The organism is Butyrivibrio sp. DSM 10294 (genome assembly GCF_028539135.1).
Taxonomy (GTDB): domain Bacteria; phylum Bacillota; class Clostridia; order Lachnospirales; family Lachnospiraceae; genus Butyrivibrio.
Genome location: NZ_JANSWL010000077.1, coordinates 196,306 through 216,766, shown reverse-complemented (window position 1 = coordinate 216,766; position 20,461 = coordinate 196,306). Strand labels below are relative to the sequence as shown.

At 44.7% G+C, this 20,461-nt stretch carries 16 protein-coding genes; 5 read left to right on the top strand and 11 right to left on the bottom strand.

The window, feature by feature from the left end; translation table 11 throughout:
• Positions 1-60: 60 nt before the first annotated feature.
• A complete protein-coding gene (locus NXH67_RS10140) occupies positions 61-3,486 on the bottom strand; it encodes a S8 family peptidase (RefSeq protein WP_272797305.1) in 3,426 nt (1,141 codons plus the stop codon).
• Positions 3,487-3,783: 297 nt separating this feature from the next.
• Here NXH67_RS10140 and NXH67_RS10135 point away from each other — a divergent pair, with 297 nt between their 5' ends.
• A complete protein-coding gene (locus tag NXH67_RS10135; protein ID WP_022776829.1) occupies positions 3,784-3,966 on the top strand; it encodes a hypothetical protein in 183 nt (60 codons plus the stop codon).
• 86 nt (positions 3,967-4,052) lie between these two features.
• On the opposite strand, the gene NXH67_RS10130 is transcribed toward NXH67_RS10135, so the two are convergent.
• The 8 genes from NXH67_RS10130 to NXH67_RS10095 all read right to left on the bottom strand — a co-directional run bounded on the left by NXH67_RS10130 (position 4,053) and on the right by NXH67_RS10095 (position 13,955).
• Positions 4,053-5,852, bottom strand: a complete 1,800-nt coding sequence (locus tag NXH67_RS10130; protein ID WP_272797304.1) for a peptide ABC transporter substrate-binding protein — start codon at positions 5,850-5,852, stop codon at positions 4,053-4,055.
• A 62-nt stretch (positions 5,853-5,914) separates the two neighbouring features.
• A complete protein-coding gene (locus NXH67_RS10125; protein WP_272797303.1) occupies positions 5,915-6,904 on the bottom strand; it encodes an ABC transporter ATP-binding protein in 990 nt (329 codons plus the stop codon).
• Positions 6,897-7,889: an ABC transporter ATP-binding protein gene (locus NXH67_RS10120; protein ID WP_272797302.1), complete on the bottom strand. Its 993-nt coding sequence runs from the start codon at positions 7,887-7,889 to the stop codon at positions 6,897-6,899. The genes NXH67_RS10125 and NXH67_RS10120 overlap by 8 nt, the downstream gene beginning before the upstream one ends.
• A gap of 33 nt (positions 7,890-7,922) precedes the next feature.
• The gene (locus tag NXH67_RS10115; RefSeq protein ID WP_022776833.1) at positions 7,923-8,981 is read right to left on the bottom strand and encodes an ABC transporter permease; all 1,059 of its coding nucleotides are present in this window, start codon (positions 8,979-8,981) and stop codon (positions 7,923-7,925) included.
• Between the two features lie 36 nt (positions 8,982-9,017).
• The gene (locus NXH67_RS10110) at positions 9,018-9,947 is read right to left on the bottom strand and encodes an ABC transporter permease (RefSeq protein WP_022776834.1); all 930 of its coding nucleotides are present in this window, start codon (positions 9,945-9,947) and stop codon (positions 9,018-9,020) included.
• A gap of 483 nt (positions 9,948-10,430) precedes the next feature.
• Complete coding sequence (locus tag NXH67_RS10105) at positions 10,431-11,336, bottom strand: hypothetical protein (protein ID WP_272797301.1); 906 nt, start codon at positions 11,334-11,336, stop codon at positions 10,431-10,433.
• Between the two features lie 375 nt (positions 11,337-11,711).
• Entirely contained in the window at positions 11,712-12,152 is a 441-nt protein-coding gene (locus tag NXH67_RS10100) for a hypothetical protein (protein ID WP_022776836.1), read from the bottom strand.
• A 225-nt stretch (positions 12,153-12,377) separates the two neighbouring features.
• The gene (locus NXH67_RS10095) at positions 12,378-13,955 is read right to left on the bottom strand and encodes a helicase HerA-like domain-containing protein (protein WP_022776837.1); all 1,578 of its coding nucleotides are present in this window, start codon (positions 13,953-13,955) and stop codon (positions 12,378-12,380) included.
• Between the two features lie 125 nt (positions 13,956-14,080).
• Here NXH67_RS10095 and NXH67_RS10090 point away from each other — a divergent pair, with 125 nt between their 5' ends.
• Genes NXH67_RS10090 through NXH67_RS10080 form a run of 3 tightly spaced genes read left to right on the top strand, consistent with a single transcriptional unit; the run spans position 14,081 to position 16,317 of the window.
• Positions 14,081-15,343, top strand: a complete 1,263-nt coding sequence (locus tag NXH67_RS10090) for a Y-family DNA polymerase (protein ID WP_022776838.1) — start codon at positions 14,081-14,083, stop codon at positions 15,341-15,343.
• Positions 15,344-15,374: 31 nt separating this feature from the next.
• Positions 15,375-15,710 carry a YolD-like family protein gene (locus tag NXH67_RS10085; protein ID WP_272797300.1) on the top strand — a complete coding sequence of 112 codons (336 nt, stop codon included), beginning with the start codon at positions 15,375-15,377 and terminating at the stop codon, positions 15,708-15,710.
• Between the two features lie 22 nt (positions 15,711-15,732).
• Positions 15,733-16,317, top strand: coding sequence for a low molecular weight protein-tyrosine-phosphatase (locus tag NXH67_RS10080; RefSeq protein ID WP_022776840.1), 585 nt, complete (start codon positions 15,733-15,735; stop codon positions 16,315-16,317).
• A 52-nt stretch (positions 16,318-16,369) separates the two neighbouring features.
• Here NXH67_RS10080 and NXH67_RS10075 read toward each other — a convergent pair whose 3' ends face one another.
• On the bottom strand, positions 16,370-18,496 hold the full coding sequence (locus NXH67_RS10075) for a hypothetical protein (RefSeq protein ID WP_272797299.1): 2,127 nt from the start codon (positions 18,494-18,496) through the stop codon (positions 16,370-16,372).
• Positions 18,497-18,612: 116 nt separating this feature from the next.
• Here NXH67_RS10075 and NXH67_RS10070 point away from each other — a divergent pair, with 116 nt between their 5' ends.
• Positions 18,613-19,164 (top strand): histidine phosphatase family protein, encoded by a 552-nt coding sequence (locus NXH67_RS10070; RefSeq protein WP_022776842.1) that lies wholly within the window; start codon positions 18,613-18,615, stop codon positions 19,162-19,164.
• On the opposite strand, the gene NXH67_RS10065 is transcribed toward NXH67_RS10070, so the two are convergent.
• Positions 19,148-20,440 (bottom strand): PrsW family intramembrane metalloprotease, encoded by a 1,293-nt coding sequence (locus NXH67_RS10065; RefSeq protein WP_022776843.1) that lies wholly within the window; start codon positions 20,438-20,440, stop codon positions 19,148-19,150. The genes NXH67_RS10070 and NXH67_RS10065 overlap by 17 nt on opposite strands.
• Positions 20,441-20,461 lie beyond the last annotated feature (21 nt).

Genomic DNA, 20,461 nt, shown 5'->3' with positions numbered 1-20,461 from the left:
GATTATACTATAGCAAAAGAGCTTTCGCACTATTCAGTGCGAAAGCTCTCTTTTATACTATTATTTCTTTGGTATTACTTTAAATTTACCGGAAGTCTTAATATTTGAGCCGTCTAATGTTCTGATCTTTACAGTTGCTGTACCGGATCTGCCATAAGATGTAATCTGAAGGCAATAATATCCTGAATTAACTGTGTCCGGAACACACTCAGCATGCAAAATTGACTCATTAGTAGAAGATACCTCAAAAGGATATCTGCTCAGTATCCAGCTTTCATGCTTTTCTTCACCAATTTTGAAGCCACCGATGTATTTTCTTATTGTCAGAATAAAATGATTGTAATTCTGTGTTCTACCATTTGCCTCTTTATGAGTCCAGGTTCCTGCTCCCTGAGGCAAGCCAAATCTATAGTACTTGTTAACACGTTCAACAAGATTAACTGTTCTCAATGGCCAATAAGCATTAGATCCATCTGTAGAACCTGCATACACGGTTATTCTTGCGGAGCTAAAACCATTATTTACAATCCAATCAGTGGCATTTTTCTTAGTTTTTACTGTTCCGCCGGAGATTGTTGCAACATGCTTTGCCTCATCATCAGTAAGGGTTCTCGAATTAGTTGATACAACTACTCTCCATTTAAGTTTTTTAACTGTTGGTGTTGTTTTATTTTTGCCATAAGGAGTGGAATAGAACTTCATCTTACCACCCTCTGCCAGGATGTCAGGGTTCTGATTCCTAATCTCATAATAAATCTGAGTTACAGGGTTGATAACTTTAACAGTTAGTTTAGCTTTCTTGCCGGATCCATCATCGGTTGCAGCTGTCAATGTTACAGTGCCGGTGGTCTTTGCCTTGATAGTATATGATCCATTAGAGTTTTTCACAAGCGAGATCTTGTTATGGTCATATTTATCACTCCAAACAATAGGAGCTCCGTTGTCAGCAGAAACACTTACGGTTGCTTCTTTTTTAACATCTACTACTTCTTCCAAGCCAAGAGTAATCTTCTTGGTTACTGCGCCGCTTCTCTTAATCTCTACTTTTTTAGCCTTATTACGAATTGTTACGGTATAAGAAGCCTGCTTATGAGCAGGATCATTGGCAGTTGCTGTCAATGTAACCTTTGTCCAGTTAGAAACGTACTTTTCAATAATAAGTTGTCCTGTTGTAGGTACAACTGTAACGCCTGATGCACCGCTTACTTTCCATGTAACTGCCTTGCTGCTTGCATCGCTGTTAGCCTTAACTTTGTACTTAGGCTTTGAACCGGGAGTAACAAACTTTGAACCGGTTACTTCAAGTGAAGTAACTGTCTTTCTAACTTCAATGGTAACGGAAGCCTTCTTAGAACCGTTTCTGTCCTTACAAGTAATTGTTGTCTTACCTTTGCTAAGACCTGTAACAACACCGCTTGCATTTACTGATGCAACGCCGGGCTTACTTGATGTCCACATAGCAGCAGAAGAAACTGAATTACCTGCCTTATCAAGGAACTTAGCGCTTAAAGTAATTGATTTCTGTGCGCCTACCTCATAATAGATTGATGCTGACTTAACGGCGCCCTTCTTGTCGGTCTTAACATTATATGTTGATGCATTAGCAGAAGTTGTGATTCTAACGCTTGCAACATTGGATGTTGTAGCACCAAATCTTCTGGAAGCTGCTCCGATAAGCTTGCTAACATTTACAACGTTAACATTCTCAAGAACATCAGCTGTATCAACAAGTGCAGCCTTGATATCTGCAGGAGCAACGTGTCCGAACTTGGTCATATAGAGCGCAGCTGCACCTGCTACTACAGAAGAAGCAAGAGCTGAACCGCTCACCATTACGTAATTGCCGGTCTCGTCTGTTGTCCAGATGTTGGATCCGGGAGCTGCGATATCTGCGTAAGAAGCATCTGCTACATATGAAGCAATCTTGCCTGCCTCATTGACAGCTGCTACAGCGATAACATTCTCATAAGCTGCAGGATATACACCCTTGCTGCTGACTGCAGCAACCATTGTAACACCTGCTGCATTAACTTCATCGATAACATAAGTCATCTGAGGATCGATATTAGATCCGCCAAAGCTCATATTGATAACGTCAGCCTTGTTCTCAACAGCTGTGCGAAGCTGTGACATAACACCTGCTGATGTAAGATCTGTCTTAAGGTTAAGAAGCTTTACCCCGGGAGCAATACCTGCGCCGCCGTTCTCGTTGATTCCGGCACCGATAACGCCTGCAACCATTGTTCCATGGCTTCCTTCAACGCTAGCCTCATTAACAAGGTTAAGCTCTGAAATATCAGCAATACCGTCATCGATAACTGCTACAACTACATCTGAAGTCTTGTTAAGTCCGTCCTTACCAAGGCTCAGCCATGCTGAATAAGAATCAACCATCTGGTGATGCCACTGATATTCATCAGAAGCAGGATCAAAATAAGGCTCGCTCATGAAATCGGGAAGTTCCTCAGAAGTCTCTTCCTCAGCCTCTTCCTCTGTCTCCTCAGCTTCCTCATCCTCTGCCTCTTCGGCATCCTCGGAAGCCTCTTCGTCTGAAGACTCTTCATAAGCTACTGTGTCATCCTCAGCGATATCTTCAAGTACTTCCTCTTCAGGCGCCTTAGTTACATCTACGGTCTCATCCTCAGAGACCTCTGCTGCGCTCTCCTGAGAAGCTGTCTCCTTGAATAATCCGAGATAATCTGCATCAACAGATGTAAGCTCATCATATGCAAAGAAATAATTAGGAGTAACTACAGGAAGGTTAAGACCATCAATAAATGCACATGAATATGCGCTCTCAACGCTAACCTCTGACTCAGAGAGATCAATAACAGCAACTCCGTTCTCAAAGCTCTTAAGAGAACCTGCATAAGCTGCAGCTACTTCCTCAGCATGCTCCTTAGTTTCTGCAAGAAATACTACCTCATCCTTGGCATAATCCTTGCCCTCTTCAAGTGAAGAGAAATCTTTAAAATATGTATCTTTCTTGGTAACGGATTCAGCCTTTACAGCAGCCTCAGATGCTGTAAGCTCATATCCTTCTGCCATTCCCACAATTCCTGCAGGAAGCTCTGTCTCTTCTGACATAAGAGCAGCTTCATCTTCTACTGAGCTGTCCACAGAAGCCTCATCACTTGCCTCTTCGGCAGCTTCTGTTACGTCCCCATCGGAAACCTCTTCAGGCTCCTCAGTAACAGGCTCTTCTACGATCACTTCAACAGGCTCTTCAGCATCCTCGATGCCCTCAGACTCTTCGGTCTCCTCGTCATCGATAACTTCCAATTCCTCAACCGGTACAAAATCAGTGGAAATATCTTCGTAATTCCCAAGTGAGTCTTCCGATTCTGCTGTCAGATCATAGTCTTCTGTAAGATCAATGTTAGTGCTCTCATCAATATCTGCCGCATTTGCATACTGGACTTGCCCTACAAGCATAGCTGCAGAAATAGTTGCAGCCATAAACTGCTTGAACTTTTTCTGAAACATTCTTTCATTCCTCCCTTTTTAGTAGCTTTTTTATATTATAGAATCAGAGTGGCGCATGCAAGTTTTTTCACAAAAAAAACACATAAAAAACACAAAAAAGTTCTTATCAAATTTCGATAAGAGCTGCAACAAAAATTCAATATTCAATTTAGAAAATTAAACCAATTTATTCTTAAAAACAGGCAATTTACAGCACTGTATTTTTATCTTCCCAAGTAATGGCAATTCCCTCTTTATCAATATCTGTTATAATGAAATATAGTAAACTAACAATCGGAAGGTAGGTGAGCTGCGATTATGAGAACTGAAGATGATGTTAGAAAGAAATTACAGGATGAAATAGATACTTACTTAACATGCCCGAAGTTCTCCGTGGAGGAGCATGCTCACAATATTACCATGCTGGCCTGGGTCCTAGACGTAACAGATATGGAACTCAGTGACCTCATCAAGGAATCCGAGAACGCCTTCATGGGATGAATGGCAGCGAATAAAAAAATAAACAGGAATCGGCTAAGGGTATTCCCGAAGCAGATTCCTGTTTTTTGTTTTAATGAATCAATTCATTACTTATTAACTTCGCAGTATAAGAAATATTTGTATCCAAGAGGACTTGAGAAGAATCCGCTTACACTGTCGTCGATCATGTACAGATCTGTGTAGTAGTAGATAGGGCAGATACATCCTGTTGACATAAGAAGATCTTCTGCCTTGTGCATAAGAGCATAACGTGTCTTGGAATCTGTGCACTTCTTAATAAGACCGATTACAACGTCATAGGTCTCAGCCCATGTTCCGTTCTCAACCTTAACGTCATAGCCAAGGTCTGTAAGGTCGATGCTGTAAGCCTGAACGCCTGCGTTGTCGCCCTTGCCGAACTGAACGTCGTTGTTACCGGAAGCTGTTGTCCACATATCAAGGAAGGAAATAGGATCGTTGTAGTCGCCGAGCCATCCGTTACGTGCGATTGAGTAGTTACCAGCCTTACGTGTATCAAGGAATGTAGCCCACTCCTGGTTCTCAAGGTTGATTGTGATGCCTACTCCTGCGAAGGTTGACTGAATAGCCTCACCGATTGCCTTATGTCCCTCTGATGTGTTGTAGAGGTATGTAAGTGTAGGGAAGTCAGTAAATGTTCCTGAAGCTTCGTCATAGGTGTAGTATTTCTTAAGTGTCTCAATAGCTGATGCCCAGTTAGACTCATAAGCTGCTGTAGATACATCATAGTATCCAACATAGCCTGAACCGTTACCTGCATTCTGATAGAACTCTGTTCCGTCAGCATCTGTAAGACCCATAGCTACGAAGGAAGACGCAGGAACCTGTCCGCCCTGTGCAATGTCGTTAACGATGTGGTTTCTGTCGATGAGAAGAGCAAGAGCATTTCTGATCTCGTTCTCTGCGTTAGCCTTCTCAGCGCCTGTAAGAGTGCTGCTGTCAGGAAGGATCTTCTCGTTGATGTTCCAGCATACATAGTAGGTTCCGAGCTGACCTGCTGTTACGAACTCGTTGGGATACTTGGTCTTGAGGTTAGCAATCTCGTTGGTAGGAACATCATCGATGAACTGCCAGTCGCCGTTCTCGAAGTTAGCGAGCTGGTTGTTTGCATCATCTGAAAGATAGAAGTTGATCTCACCCATCTTAACCTTAGCTGCGTCATAGAACTTGTCGTTCTTCTTGAGAGTGATAAGTGAGTTGTGCTCCCATGCTGTCATTGTGTAAGCACCGTTGTTTACATAGGTTGCAGGATCTGTAGCCCAGGACTCGTTGGCAACAACATCCTCACGTACAGGGAAGTATGTAGGGAATGCAAGAAGCTCGTTCCAGTAAGCAACAGGTGTTGTAAGAGTAACTTCAAGAGTCTTGTCGTCTGTGGCATGAACATTGAGCTTCTCATCGCCTGTAGCGCCGTCTGCCCAAATAGCCTCATAGCCATCAACAACCTCGAACATGTAGCCGTAGTCAGCTGCAAGAGCCTGACCTGCTGCTCTGTTCCAAGCAAACTCAAAGTCTGAAGCCTTAACAGGCTGACCGTCGGACCATGTAAGTCCGTCTCTTAATTTGTAAGTATAAGTAACTGTTCCGTCTGCGTTCTCGACACCCTCAACAAGAGCCTCAGCGCAATCAGGCTGGATCTCAAGGTTGCCGTTTGCATCAAGTCCCCACTTGGCAAGACCTGAGAAGAGGTGGCTGATAAGTGTAGCTCCATCTACAGCCGAGTTAAGTGCAGGGTCCAAGGTTGCAGGCTCAGATGCAAGGCAGACATTGATTGAGCTTGAGCTTGCACTGTCTGACTGCTTTCCGCAGGCTGCGAGGCTTAAAACCATGCATAAAACAAGTACTACTGATAATAACTTCTTTTTCATAATTACCTCCTTAGTATGAAGTTTTTTATTGAAAATATGGTTTTTCCATATTTTTCATCTTATTAAGCGATGTTCTCGGGATGATGACAGGCCACAAAATGCCTTGAACTAAGTTCCTTGAGCTCCGGCATGGACTCTACGCACTCAGGTGTTGCATGAGGACATCTGGTTCTGAATGGGCACCCTGAAGGAGCATTTAAGGGACTTGGAATGTCTCCCGATAAGATAATTCTCTTATTGGCCCTTGCAATCTTGGGATCCGGAACGGGAACCGAAGACAGCAGTGACTTACTGTAGGGATGAATCGGATGGTCGTAGATCTCATTTGCATCCGCCAGCTCCACCAGCTTACCAAGGTACATAACTGCTATTCTGTCACTGATATGTCTTACAACAAGAAGGTCGTGGGCAATGAACAGATAGGTAAGTCCCAGCTTGTCCTGAAGCTCGTCAAACATGTTGATAACCTGTGCCTGAATGGAAACGTCAAGGGCAGATACAGGCTCGTCGCAGACAATGAACTCAGGGTTAACCGCAAGGCTACGGGCGATTCCGATACGCTGTCTCTGTCCGCCGGAGAACTCGTGGGCATATCTTGATGCATGCTCAGAGTTAAGTCCTACATACCCCATCAGCTCGAGGATACGCTCTCTTCTCTCCTCCTTGGTATTGTACAATTTGTGAATGTCCAGAGGTTCTCCGATGATATCTGATACGGTCATTCTGGGATTCAAGGATGAGTAAGGATCCTGGAATACCATGGTGGCCTTTTTCCTGAATTCCTTGATATCTGCATCGGTCTTGATAAGTTTGCCGTCGTACCAGATCTCTCCGGCTGTGGGCTTATAGAGATTAAGGATGGTACGGCCAACGGTTGTCTTGCCGCATCCCGACTCACCTACAAGTCCAAGGGTCTCTCCCTTTTTAATTGAAAAAGATACATCATCAACAGCCTTAAGAGGTCTGGATTTGAAAAATCCTACATTGACGTTGAAGTACTCTTTAAGGTGTTTGATCTCAACGAGATTTTCTGTCTTTGCTGCTTCACTCATGGGCTTCACCACCTTCCATAGACTTCTTGACGTTCATCCAGCAGGCTGCCGCATGCCAGTCATTAATCTGCATACGCTCTGCTCTCTCACGAAGGCATATCTTCATGGCATTGTCACATCTTGGTGCAAAAGGGCATCCCTTAGGCATATTCAATAGATCGATAGGTGTTCCGGAAATAGGCTCCAGCTTCTTTCCCTCTTTTCCCTCTGTGGGGATGGAACGAAGAAGACCCTTGGTGTACTCGTGGCAAGGATTGTAGAATATCTCATCGGCTGTTCCCTGCTCGCAGATGGAACCTGCGTACATAACGATAACTTCGTCGCACATCTGAGCAACTACGCCCAGGTCATGAGTGATCATGATAATGGCCATTCCCAGCTCTTCCTGAAGAGACTTCATAAGATCAAGGATCTGGGCCTGAATAGTAACGTCAAGAGCTGTTGTGGGCTCATCAGCAATAAGAATATCCGGTTCGCAGGCAAGGGCCATGGCGATCATTACACGCTGTCTCATACCGCCTGAGAACTCATGTGGATACTGATTCATTCTCTTTTCAGGCTCATTGACGTTAACGAGCCTCAGCATCTCGATGGCACGTTCTCTGGCCTGTTCTTTGTTTCTGTCGGTGTGGAGGAGAATTGCCTCCATAAGCTGATGTCCTATGGTATAGGTAGGATTCAGTGAGGTCATGGGATCCTGGAAAATTATGGATACCTTGTTGCCTCTTACGGTCTTCATAACCTTCTCGCCGGCGCCAACAAGCTCCTGTCCGTCCAATTTGATGGAGCCTGAGACAATCTTGCCTGTTCCTGCGAGGATCTGCATTATGGAATAAGCAGTTACAGATTTGCCGCTTCCCGACTCTCCTACGATTCCCAGGACCTTACCTCTGTCCAGGTAAAAAGATATTCCGTTAACCGCTTTCACTTCACCTGCGTCGGTAAAAAAGGAAGTGTGCAGGTCTTTTACTTCTAATAAACTCATTTATGTGTTCTCCTATGTATTTAGTAAGGAAGCTTAAGTGTCAAGCTTGGGATCGAAGGCATCGCGAAGTCCGTCGCCGAAAAGGTTAAGGGACAAAACAATGAGTGAGATAACAAGTGCAGGTATGACCAATCTGTAAGGATAGGAGGAAATACCATTGAGCGCATCAGAAGCCAGAGATCCAAGTGAAGGCATAGGTGCGTTAACACCAAGTCCAAGGAAGGACAGATAGCTCTCAGTGAAGATCGCGCTGGGGATCTGAAGTGCTGTTGAAATGATGATGACTGAGAAGCAGTTGGGAAGAAGGTGCTTCAAGATGATCCACTTTCCTCTTGCTCCTGCAGCCTGTGAAGCCAGGACATATTCCTGCTCACGAAGTGAAAGGATCTGACCTCTTATAAGTCTTGCCATTGATACCCAGTACAGAACACCGAATACTATGAACAGGCTTATGATGTTGGAGCCGATCTTGGCAAGAACCGTTCCGTCCAGAGCTCCTTCCATTACCACCTTAAGTACCGAAGATAACAGGATTACCATCAGCATGTCAGGCAGTGAATAAATGATATCTACGATTCTCATGATGATAAGGTCCACTTTGCCGCCGGCATAGCCTGCGATGGAACCGATTGTCATTCCGATAATAAGAACGATGATACTTGCAAAAAAGCCTACCGCAAGGGAGATTCTTGTTCCGTAAACAACACGGATGAAATAGTCACGTCCCTGGGAATCGGTGCCAAATATGTGAGGAACAACGCTCTCTCCGCTGTCGATAAGTGCCAGCTCGGAGGCTCCGTATTGGAAGGGCTTAAGATCCTTGAAGGTGTTATCAACGGGCTTACCCGGTGTCATTCCAAGCATCTGGTCATAGGAATAGGGCCAGAACATGGGAATGAAGATGGCTGCCAGAGTGATAAGAACTATAATGAAGAAACAAACTGTTGCAACTCTGTTTCTCAAAAGTCTTTTTACACTGTCCTTAAAGAACGTGGATGAAGGGCGCATCTGCACCATGTATTCTTTTTCTTCCTCGGTGGCAGGAATAAAGTCATCCATATTTATCTGTGTACTGAGCTTAGATATATCCATTTAAAAAATCTCCTAATCTATAGTTTGTCGGAATGCTTATTCCAAAGTAATTCTTGGGTCAACAACCTTGTACATGATGTCACCGATAAGGTTCATGATTACGATAAGTGTCGCAAGAACAATGGTGGTTCCCATAACCAGAGGATAATCACGGCCGGTGATGCTGTTAACGAAGGCTCTTCCGATGCCCGGTACCGCAAAGATCTGCTCAACTACAAGTGAACCTGTAACAATACCTGCAAGCATGGGTCCGAAATAGGTAATAACAGGGATCAGCGAATTCTTAAGTGCATGACCGAAGATGATCTTGGTTCCCGACACGCCCTTGGCCTTGGCTGTTCTGATATAGTCCTGACCCAGAACCTCCAGCATTGAAGATCTTGTAAGACGTGTTATGTAAGCCATGGGATAAAGAGAAAGCGTAAGGATCGGAAGGAATAATCCGTTCCTTGAGGCTCCGTTAGCGGGGAACCATCTGAGCTTAATGGCAAACAATATAAGAAGAAGGGAACCCATAATGAATGATGGCATGGATACGAACGCCGTGGTGATTATCATTATGATCCTGTCTATCAGCTTGTTTCTGCGAAGGGCTGCTACGGATCCAAGGACTACGCCGCAGATAAGTGCCACGAAGGCTGCTATGATACCAAGCTTGGCGGAGGTCTTCATTCCGTCCAGGATGATGTCGTTAACGTTACGTCCCCTCTGCTTAAGGGATGGTCCGAAATCAAAGCCTGTTACTATATCCTTAAGATAAGTGACGTACTGCATTCCCAGTGGCTTGTCCAATCCGTATTTGGCTTCCATTGCAGCCTTGACCGCCTCTGTTACGGCCTTCTCACCGGTGAAGGGGCCTCCCGGAACTGCATGCATTACGAAGAAGGTCACGGTGATAACCACCCAGATCGTAACTATTGCAAGGATCACTCTCTTAACAATGTACATAAGCGTTTTAGTGTTCATAAATATTAACCTGTCCTTTGTTATTATGATGCTTTGAATTGTCACCCCGCCAAAGCGTTACCTCTTTAACGTGTGAAATTTAAAAAATATACAATGATATACAAAAACAGTACATCATTGTACTTAGAACTTAAGATTGTATACATGAATATTTTCGTACAAACAACGTTAATCATATGTTTCATGCAACTTTATGTCAAGTACAATGGGTTAAAAATAGTCAAACTGATTAATTTAAATCAAGTATCCACTACTAAAACACATCTATCCGTCCACGGCGGACAAAATCTCTTTTCTTGTTCTTATTATAATACAAATGATGATTGAACGGTATTGCGTTTCAGGCATTTTTTAAAATTAATTTTAAGAAATCTTTGTCCACGAAAAAAGACCATTTGAAAAAATAAGAATGGTTTATCTTCTCAAACAGTCTTTCATCAGGCATATTCATAATCTATCTTATTTGCTTGATCCTTTATTATTTCAGCCAACTTCAGCTGCGATCTTCTCCACTGTATCTGCCATCTCACTTAGTGTATCAACTCCTGCTGGTCTCTCGATAAGATACACAGGGCATCCCGATGCAACCTTAAGACACAGATCCATAAGAGGCTTCTCATTGAGCCAGGGTCCGGTAAGTCTTGCAAGGAAGAGATTCTCTCTGAGGGCGAAGAGCTGGTTTAGTCCCGAAAGCTTCTGAACAGCAACCTTATCAGTATTTGAGACTACAATGAAGATCAGGAATCTGAGGGGTCTCTTCTCTCCCACAAAGGCTTCGTTCACAGGAACCAGGAACTTGTCCTTGTCCTCGTTAATGTAAATAAGGTCGTCCTCATCCAGTTCTCTTTTCTCAACTTCATTTCTGCAGAGCTTCTGATAGGGAAAAGCAGGATATACATTGGTGCCATCATTGTCTATTCTGACAGCAGCCACATCGTCTGCCATAATTCCGTAGCCTCGCTCCAATAAGACTTTAGTGAGGGATGACTTGCCGGCCCCGGGAACACCGCTTATAAGAAATGCGCCGTCCTTGTCTGAAATAGCACTGCAATGAACAGCCAGTGTGTTCCTCTCAAGAAGCAGCATCGCATATGCAAAACCGAGAAGCCATGGCCCCACCATCTCAGGAGTGTAGCCTTCCTTGGTCTCATATACTATCTCTTTGCCATCGGTTATCTTGTAATAACCGCCCTTATTTCTAAACACGGATCTGTCAAAATGAATATCGTAGGCTCTTGCGCCGACTGTATCAAGATGTGCCGTTACTTCGTCCTCAATGTTTCCCCGGTGTATGATCACATCGGAGGCGGACTGTTCATCAGCTGTGACGAGATGCGCAAATTCCACATCTGTCTCGGTTATAAGTCCGTAGATTTTATATTTGAACATTTTTAAGTATAATCTCCTTAAGTTTTTTACGACTAAGACATAGTAGCATATTTTTACGGAATATAAAAACCCTTGTTCATTCGCAGATATACTGAGGTTATAAAAAAAAATAAAAAAAATATTAAAAAAATATAAAATGTTCACTTTTTGTACACATTTTTGAGTTATTATTAACTCAAGTTAGTGATGCAAACGGTTCATTCGAACCAATCACTATCTCCCCCTCATAAGAAAATCGCAGGCACTCACGTCCCCCCGTGGGTGTTTTTGCGTTATAGGATTAATTTTATATAATTATAAAAAAGTAGCCGGAAGCTGTATTATTATGCACAGCTCCGGCTATATTTATGCTCAGAATTTTTATGCAATACTCTTTTACGGATTGGCGTATTTGGAATAGATTCCGATCAGCTTGATGATCTCTTCCTCACTGAGATTCTCAGAGGCATATTTCATCAGGCCTTCCTTATCCTTCTTTTCCACGTATCCCATAACCTCGGAAACAGTCTCAGCATCCATATGGTCTTCAACTATCTCTGTCAGGGTTTCCTTATCCTCTTCGGACATATTCTGAATGGCTTCTTTGACTTCTTCATTGTCGCCTGCAATTATTTCCGCATTCTGGGTAATTACTTCAACAGTCTTCTCTGCAGCAGCCTTTTTGGTCTTCTGGGCGATCATTGGCACCGCAACCTTAATAAATATCATGATAACGACACATAAAACGATCATTGTGAACACAAGCCTAGCCATTGCAGCGCTTCTGTCCGGTCCTGCCGTATCGTATTTGACTGTATTTCGTTTGTTTTTTGACATTTTTTCTAATACTCCTATATATATTTTAGAATAGGTTATACTTCTTTTAGAGTTTTGACACAGTTTAGCAACAAGTCCTATGTAATATAATATCTATCAGAAGGAAACTTCTGAACCCCCAACAATACTTTTTTTCATACACGGGTTGTTTGGTTCCCCACCGAACAACCCCTCCTCCCAAAAATCACCACCGCAGATGCGGTGGTTTCTTTTTGGTTATTTTTATTATGATTTGAACAAGGTTGAAAGAATACCTCTTCCGAGGCTGGCACCTAGATTCCCTCCAAGTGTCTTACCGAATTTGCCGAACTTACCGCCAAAAGCCTTGCCGGCTTCACGGCCAACAGTTCCGGCAACAGAATTACCAACAGTCTTGATGGCCTGTTTCTTTCTTCTCTCCTCGGCTGCTTTCTGCTTCTCTGCAGCTTTGGCTGCTGCGGCATCTTCCTTGGCCTTAGCCTTGGCAGCTTCTTCCTCTGCCTTAGCCTTGGCTGCTGCCTCCGCATCTGCCAATCCCTTTCTCTCCAGGAACTCATAAGCTGAATCGGGATCTTCGGGCTCGTAGTACTTGCTGTACAGAACGCTCTGCTTGATCTCTTTTGCCCTGAGATCATCATCTATGCCGCCCATATAGCTCTGAGGAGGCAGGATCTTGACCTTCTGACATACAGTAGGTGTTCCGTCCTCAGCAAGGAATGAGCATACTGCCTCACCGGTTCCAAGCTCCTGAATAACATCCGCAGTCTTAAACTCAGGATTCTCACGGAAGGAATCAGCTGCTGCCTTAACAGCCTTCATATCGGAAGGAGTATAGGCATGAAGTGCATGCTGGATCTTGTTACCCAGCTGTGCAAGAACGCCGTCGGGAATATCTCTTGGATTCTGGGTTACAAAATAGATACCCACGCCCTTGGATCTGATGAGCTTAACCACCTGCTCGATCTTGTCCATAAGGAGCTTCGGCGTATCCTTGAAAAGAAGATGTGCCTCGTCAAAGAAGAACACCATCTTGGGCTTATCAAGATCTCCTACCTCAGGAAGTGTCTCAAAAAGTTCAGACATCATCCACAGAAGGAAGGTTGCATACAAAGTGCCGTTATTAATAAGGCTTGTGGAATCAAGGATTGAGATCATGCCCTTGCCGCCTTCGCCTGTGGCAAACCAGTCCTTGATATTAAGTGCAGGCTCAAAGAAGAACTTGTCACCGCCTGCGATCTCAAGAGAAACAATGGCACGCATTATGGCTGCTACGGATACTTTGCTGATATTGCCGTAATCTGCCGCAAATTCCTTGTTGTTCTCAGACATATAGTTAAGAAGTGCCTTCAGATCCTTGGTATCCACAAGAAGCAGATCGTTGTCATCCGCAATCTTGAAGGCAATTGACAGAATATCCCTCTGAAGATCGTTAAGTCCAAGGATTCTTGCAAGAAGAAGTGGGCCCATCTCGGAAACCGTAGTTCTGAGAGGAATGCCCTTTTCCCCGAATACATCCCAGAAGGTTGCAGGATATTTCTGATATTTGAATCCTGCTTCATCAAGGCCAAATCTGGCGATTCTCTTCTGCATATCCTCTGAATCTTTGCCCTCGGCCACCATTCCTGACAGGTCTCCCTTAACATCCGCAAGGAAAACGGGAACCCCCATATCACTGAAGGACTCAGCCAGAACCTTAAGTGTTATGGTCTTACCTGTACCTGTTGCTCCTGCTATAAGACCATGCCTGTTGGCCATCTTAGGCAAAAGAAAAACATTCTCCCCCGATTCGGTATTTGCCACCCAAACTTTACCGTCTTTATACATACGCTCCTCCTTTTGCTACGTAAACTCCGTTATCAACTATTATAGCACCCCGCCCGCTCTTTTCTACATTATTATGTCAAATAAGCGCCATTGACTACGCAAACATTAGTTCGTATAATGATTACATGGAAAAAGAACGCTCGTACATCTGCATAGATCTGAAATCCTTCTATGCCTCCGTTGAATGCGTGGAACGGGGACTTGATGTGATGACCACCCGTCTTGTCGTGGCTGACCCAACCAGGTCCGACAAGACTATTTGTCTTGCGGTTTCCCCTGCCCTTAAGGCTCTGGGCATTCCGGGACGATGCAGAGTGTTCGAGATTCCAAAGCACATCGACTACATAATGGCGCCTCCAAGAATGCAGAAATATCTGGATTACTCTGCTGAAGTCTACGGCATATACCTTAAATACATCTCCAAGGATGACATTCATGTCTATTCAGTGGATGAAGCCTTCATGGACGTCACCGATTATCTGTCGCTCTATCAGATGTCGGCCCGGGAGTTGGGACAGCGCATCATCAGAGATATATACGAAACTCTGGGGCTTCGCGCCACCTGTGGCATCGGCACCAATCTGTATCTCACCAAGGTTGCTCTGGACATTACCGCCAAGCACTCTCCCGACTTTATCGGAGAACTGGATGAGAACTCCTACAGGGACAAGCTATGGGATCACAAGCCCCTTACAGATTTCTGGCGTGTCGGCAAGGGAATCGCCAACAAGCTCGCCACCTACGGCATGCTGACTATGCGTGATATCGCCCACGGCGACGAGGATCTGTTGTACAAGCTTCTGGGAGTCAACGCTGAACTCCTTATCGATCATGCCTGGGGAAGAGAACCCGTATCAATTCATGATATCCGCTCCTATGAATCACAATCCCATTCACTTACTCAGGGTCAGGTCCTTATGAGCGACTACACCTTTGAAAAAGGGCAGGTGATCGCCAAGGAGATGATGGATGTCATGTGCCTTGACCTGGTGGACAAGGAGCTGGTCTCCAAGTCCTTTTCACTGATGGTGGGCTACGCCAAGGGTACTCCCATTCCCTCAGCCAAGGGAACCTTTTCCCTGGACACTCCCACCAACGCTTCTTCTATTCTTATTCCCAAGATTGCGGAACTCTACACTCAGATAGTCAATCCCGCATATCTGATCCGAAGAATGTATGTCGTGTGTAACGGCGTCACAAGCGAAGAATATCTGCAATACTCCTTCTTCATGCCTCCGGAGGATCTTGAACGGGACAGGAAGGTCCAGAAGGCCGTCCTTGAGATCAAAAACAAATTCGGCAAAAACGCTATTCTCAAGGGCCTTAACTTCGAAGAAGGTGCCACCACCAGAGAGCGCAACAACCAGATAGGCGGCCACAAGGCGTAGGCCTATCCTTTACATAACCAAGGAGTAAAACATGCCAAGGCAGAAAATGTCCATGGACAAAAGAGCCGCCCAGTTCCTCCCCTTCCAGGCAGTAAAAGGACTGGATGAAGCTCTTCGGGCCAAGGAAAAGATAACCGTTGATAAAATAGAATTGTCCGAAGAGATGTACGAGGAGCTTGATAAGAAGATGCACCTTGTCCGAAAAGGCAGCATCATCACCTGCATCTATTACCACAATGGCGAATACATCAAGCTGACCGGAATCGTAGCCCGATTTGACGAGATCTCCAGGGTACTTCAGATAGTTAATACCAAGATAGATTTTGACAATATCCTCGATATAGTCTTTAATGATAGAGTATCGTAAGAACGGAGGATAGGACATAAGAATGATCAGAATATTATTTGTTTGCCACGGCAATATTTGCCGCTCTACCATGGGCGAATTTGTCATGAAGGATATAGTTAACAAGCAGGGACTTGCAGGAGCCTTCCACATTGAGTCCTCTGCAACACATACGGATGAGATATGGAACGGCGCCGGAAGCCCTGTGTATCCTCCCGCCAGAGCCAAGCTTAGGGAACACGGAATAGGAACTGATGACAATGAACTTGGTGTCAGCGCCAAGAGAGCAAGATTAACCAGCAGAACCGATTATGATAAGTTTGACTTCATCATAGGCATGGACAGCGCCAATATGCGCAATCTAAATGGTATCTTTGGCGGTGATCCGGAGCACAAGCTCCATAAGATGCTGGACTACACCGACAGGGAAGGCGATGTGGCAGATCCCTGGTATACAGGCAATTTCGATGCCACCTGGAGAGACGTATCGGAGGGCTGTCACGGGCTCTTTCGCAGCATTCTCACAGACAAGCGCTTCTCCAAGGAGTTATCGCAGTTCGATGCTTCTTCGGATGACAGCTTTGAACATAGCGACCATCTGACATATGATGATTTTCCCAGAGGATAATAAATGGGCAGTGCGACTTGATCGCACTGCCCATATTTTTACTCTTTACATATTACTCTTCACATATTGCTCTTCCGGCAACATAAATATAATTCTTCATGGCTGAATCAGCATATCCAACTGCAAGCTTGTTCTTGTAAGAAGGATAGATTGAATCACACTCACATCCGGTATCCTTGATATTGCCGTCCTTATCAACGCTGCAGAGCTTCCCGTCCTTAACAACATATACAAGGCTGTCAAAGGGATTGTAATAAGCAGAATAAGTATGATTGAAAGTAATTCCCTCAGCAATCATATTTGATTCTCCGTCGTGGAGCATGAACAACTGTCCGTCTCTGTTGCAGTACCACAGATACTCCAGATCCACATCTGCGTATACATCACTGATATTACCTTCCACGGTATAGGTATCACTTACTTCAGGAGTTCCGCCGGGCTTATACTGATATTTTACAATTGTGCCGTCACCGGAGGCCACAGCATAGTAGCATTCATCACCACTTACAAAGCATGGAAGATTGTATACTTTTTCTTCAGCCAGACGAAAAGGTTCCTTATCAGCTCCCACAAACACCATCGTACCGCCTTCTTTTGCGGTAAATGCAACTCCGTCAACTGATGAGCTGGGGATGATCTCAATGTTGTAGTCCTGTCTCATGGCCATGGTTCCGCCAAATACATCAGTTATTTCGCTGTCGTAAACAACCTTGACTTCACTCATGGAGCCATCGAAATAATACAACTTCCTGTCGTTCATGCCTATCATAAGGAAGGATTCGGCATCATTATCAACATAGATGGTCTGTGGAGCAACCTCAGTGATGAGCTTATTGGAATCAGGTCCCTTGTAGCAGTACATGCTGTAGCTGTCATCCTCATAATCATCAGCTCTTACTCCGTAGATCAGCTGTCCATCATCCGAAAGAGCCAGAATATCGCAGTTGCCGGCACATATCTCCTGCGCTTCCATTCCGATACCTGACATAAACAGTACCGGTCCATTTTCCATATACTTGGAATAGGCTACTCTCTTACCGTTTGGAGAAATAGCTGTATTATAACCGGATACTTCTTCATCTATCATGTATTTCTTATTTTCTGTCTTATCGATCAGGTAAAGAGCAGACTTCTCTTTGCCATAACCTGTAACATAAAACAGTGTATTGCCAAAATAAGATATGCCGCCATAGTTGACATCAACAGCCTCTACATTAACATCAAGGGCTGAATTAATATAATAAAAAGCTTCTCCGTCCACAATTGTCATAGCGCTGTTGCGGCAGGCAAAAGAGCCGTTAACATATTCGTCCTTGTCATAGAAGTCCATATTGTAGGAACCTGTGTCGTTATAAAGGCCTCCGTCAACAACATATATTGTATTGCCTTCCTGTCTGTTCTGGGTTCCCTGCTTGGCAGTGTCCACAGGGGCAGGAGCAGCATTCTGAACGCCGTTACCGGCTGGATCTTCAGGTTGCTCAGGCATGTCGGGGTCATCAGGTGTCTCTCCGGTATCAGTTACATTGCTGCCGGAAGGCTGAGCACTGGCTCGCTGTGATCCTCCAAATAAGGAGGGCATAAACTTGTACGCAGCAAAACCACCTATTCCAAGGAACAATATAACGGCTGCCACCACTCCGAGGATTACCCACTTAGCTCCGGACTTACCTGCCGGCTGCTGCATTCCGGGCATCTGATTCATTCCCGGCATCTGATTCATGTCCGGAGCCTGATTCATACCGGGAATCTGGTTCATTCCCTGCATCTGATTCATGTCCGGTGCCTGATTCATTCCCGGCATCTGGTTCATTCCCGGCATCTGATTCATATCCGGAGCCTGATTCATACCGGGAATCTGATTCATTCCCGGCATCTGATTCATTCTCGGCATCTGATTCATGTCCGGTGCCTGATTCATTCCCGGCATCTGGTTCATTCCCGGCATCTGATTCATATCCGGTGCCTGATTCATTCCCGGCATCTGATTCATATCCTGTGCCTGATTCATACCGGGCATCTGATTCATATCCGGTGTCTGCCCCTGCGGACTCCAGACAATATTCACCGGTCCCTGTGAGGGCTGACCATTCATTCCCTGTGATACAGAGAGCTTCTCTCCGCATACATTGCAGAACTTCTCCCCAGGCTGCAATATATTCCCGCAATTACTACAATTCATACCTGTTTCCCCTTATGTATTTTTAATTCAATATGTTATCATTGGTTTGGCAATAAAATGCCAAAAAACATAATATCACAATTTTATGTAGAAAATGTGATTAAGGAGAATTTTTTATGCTATATATCATGAGGCATGGCAAAACAGACTGGAACAAGCTTGAAAAGCTCCAGGGGCATGTAGACATCCCCTTGAACGAAGAAGGAATCGCCTCTGCAAGAGAAGCCTGTGTCAAATACAAAAATGTCCCTCTGGACATCTGTTTCTGCTCTCCTTTGTCAAGAGCAAGAACCACCGCAGAGCTGTTTCTGAAAGGAAGAGATATACCCGTTGTCGTCGATGACAGACTGATTGAAATGGGCTTTGGTGAATACGAAGGTGTGACAGGATATTTCAACAATCCGGCCTGCCCGATAAATGACCTTTTCGTCAACCCCACAGCTTATGTCTCGCAGGGCGGCGCTGAAACCTTTGAGCACTTAAATGAGAGAACCCTGTCTTTTCTTGAAGATAAGGTATACCCACTTCTTGCACAAAAAAAAGACGTTCTCATCGTGGGACACGGTGCAATGAATTGCAGTCTCATATCTCACATAAAGAGAACGCCTCTATCAAATTTCTGGGATAATCTGATCGGTAACTGTGAGCTGGTTAAGCTTGTGGATTGAAGTTACCATTCTGTGGCTGTGCAGGGTTCTGTGGCTGCATAGGGTTCTGCTGAACAGGGGCTGCCTGACCAAACTGCTGGTTCTGTGCCTGCTGGAAATTAGCACTCTGATTTGGCTGCCAGTTGGATGTAGGCTGTCCTGCAGGATTGAAGCCTCCGACCGGCTGCTGACTCAGATCCTTGTTCTGCATAACCTGCTGCTGGTAAGCTCCTGTTGCGGGCTGCCAGTTCATATTCTGGGCCTGCTGGAAATTGTTGTTCTGATTGGCCTGCCAGTTGTTACCTGCGGGCTGCTGAATCTGCGCATTCTGTGCAGCCATATTGTTAGCATACTGGGCACCCTGTGCGGGCTTCCAGCTCATATTCTGAGCCTGCTGGAAGTTATTGTTCTGTCCAAGCAGAAGATTCTGGTTATTGTTCTGACCGCCTGTTAACTGAGGCTGGCTGCCGAGTACAGTCTGAGCTCCGGGAAGCTGACCATACTGCTGCTGCATCTGCTGGCTGTACTGGAGCTGACGGATCTGCTCCTTCTGAGCATTCTTCTTGGTCTGCCACAGCCAGGAGTAATAATTCTGGAAAATAGCCGTATCTCCTGAAGCAAGAGACTTGATCTTCCTGAAAGCGATAATAACGATAGCAACCTCAAATGCAAAGAAGATTATAAGCCATACAATGTGGTTCATGGTAAGTGTGAAATCAAAGAAACCATGAACAAGTGCAGGGATCAGAAGTGCCTTCCAGAGATTGGACTTCATTGCGGGAATATTGCCCTGTCCCTCACAGTACTTGGCAAATCCCACATACATTCCCATAAATACGGCAAATATTGCATGTCCCGGAATTGACAGTATGGCTCTCATAACAGATAACTCATATGAAGCATCCCAAAGATACTTAATATTCTCAAGAGCAGCGAATCCAAGTGATGCAGTTACACAATAAACAACTGCGTCAAAGGTATAATTAAAGGCCTTGTCCTTCCAGGCTGCAATCCTGACTGCCATGAGCTTAACAAACTCCTCGGATAAACCAACCACCAGGAAGTTTGAAATGATAATATAAAAAATATTCCTGATATTACCATTGAACAAAAGATAAAGAATATTGAATCCGCAATATTCGAATAAGCTTGCGATAGCTGTTGAAAGGACACCGCATCCAAAAATCTTGGCAAGAACATCCAAAGGCTCTTTTTCTACTTTGTCCTCTTTGTAGATAAACCAAAGAAGCACCGCTGCAGGCAAAACCGCCAGCACGGTCATGACATAATGATCCATAAATTTTCTCCCATCAAAACT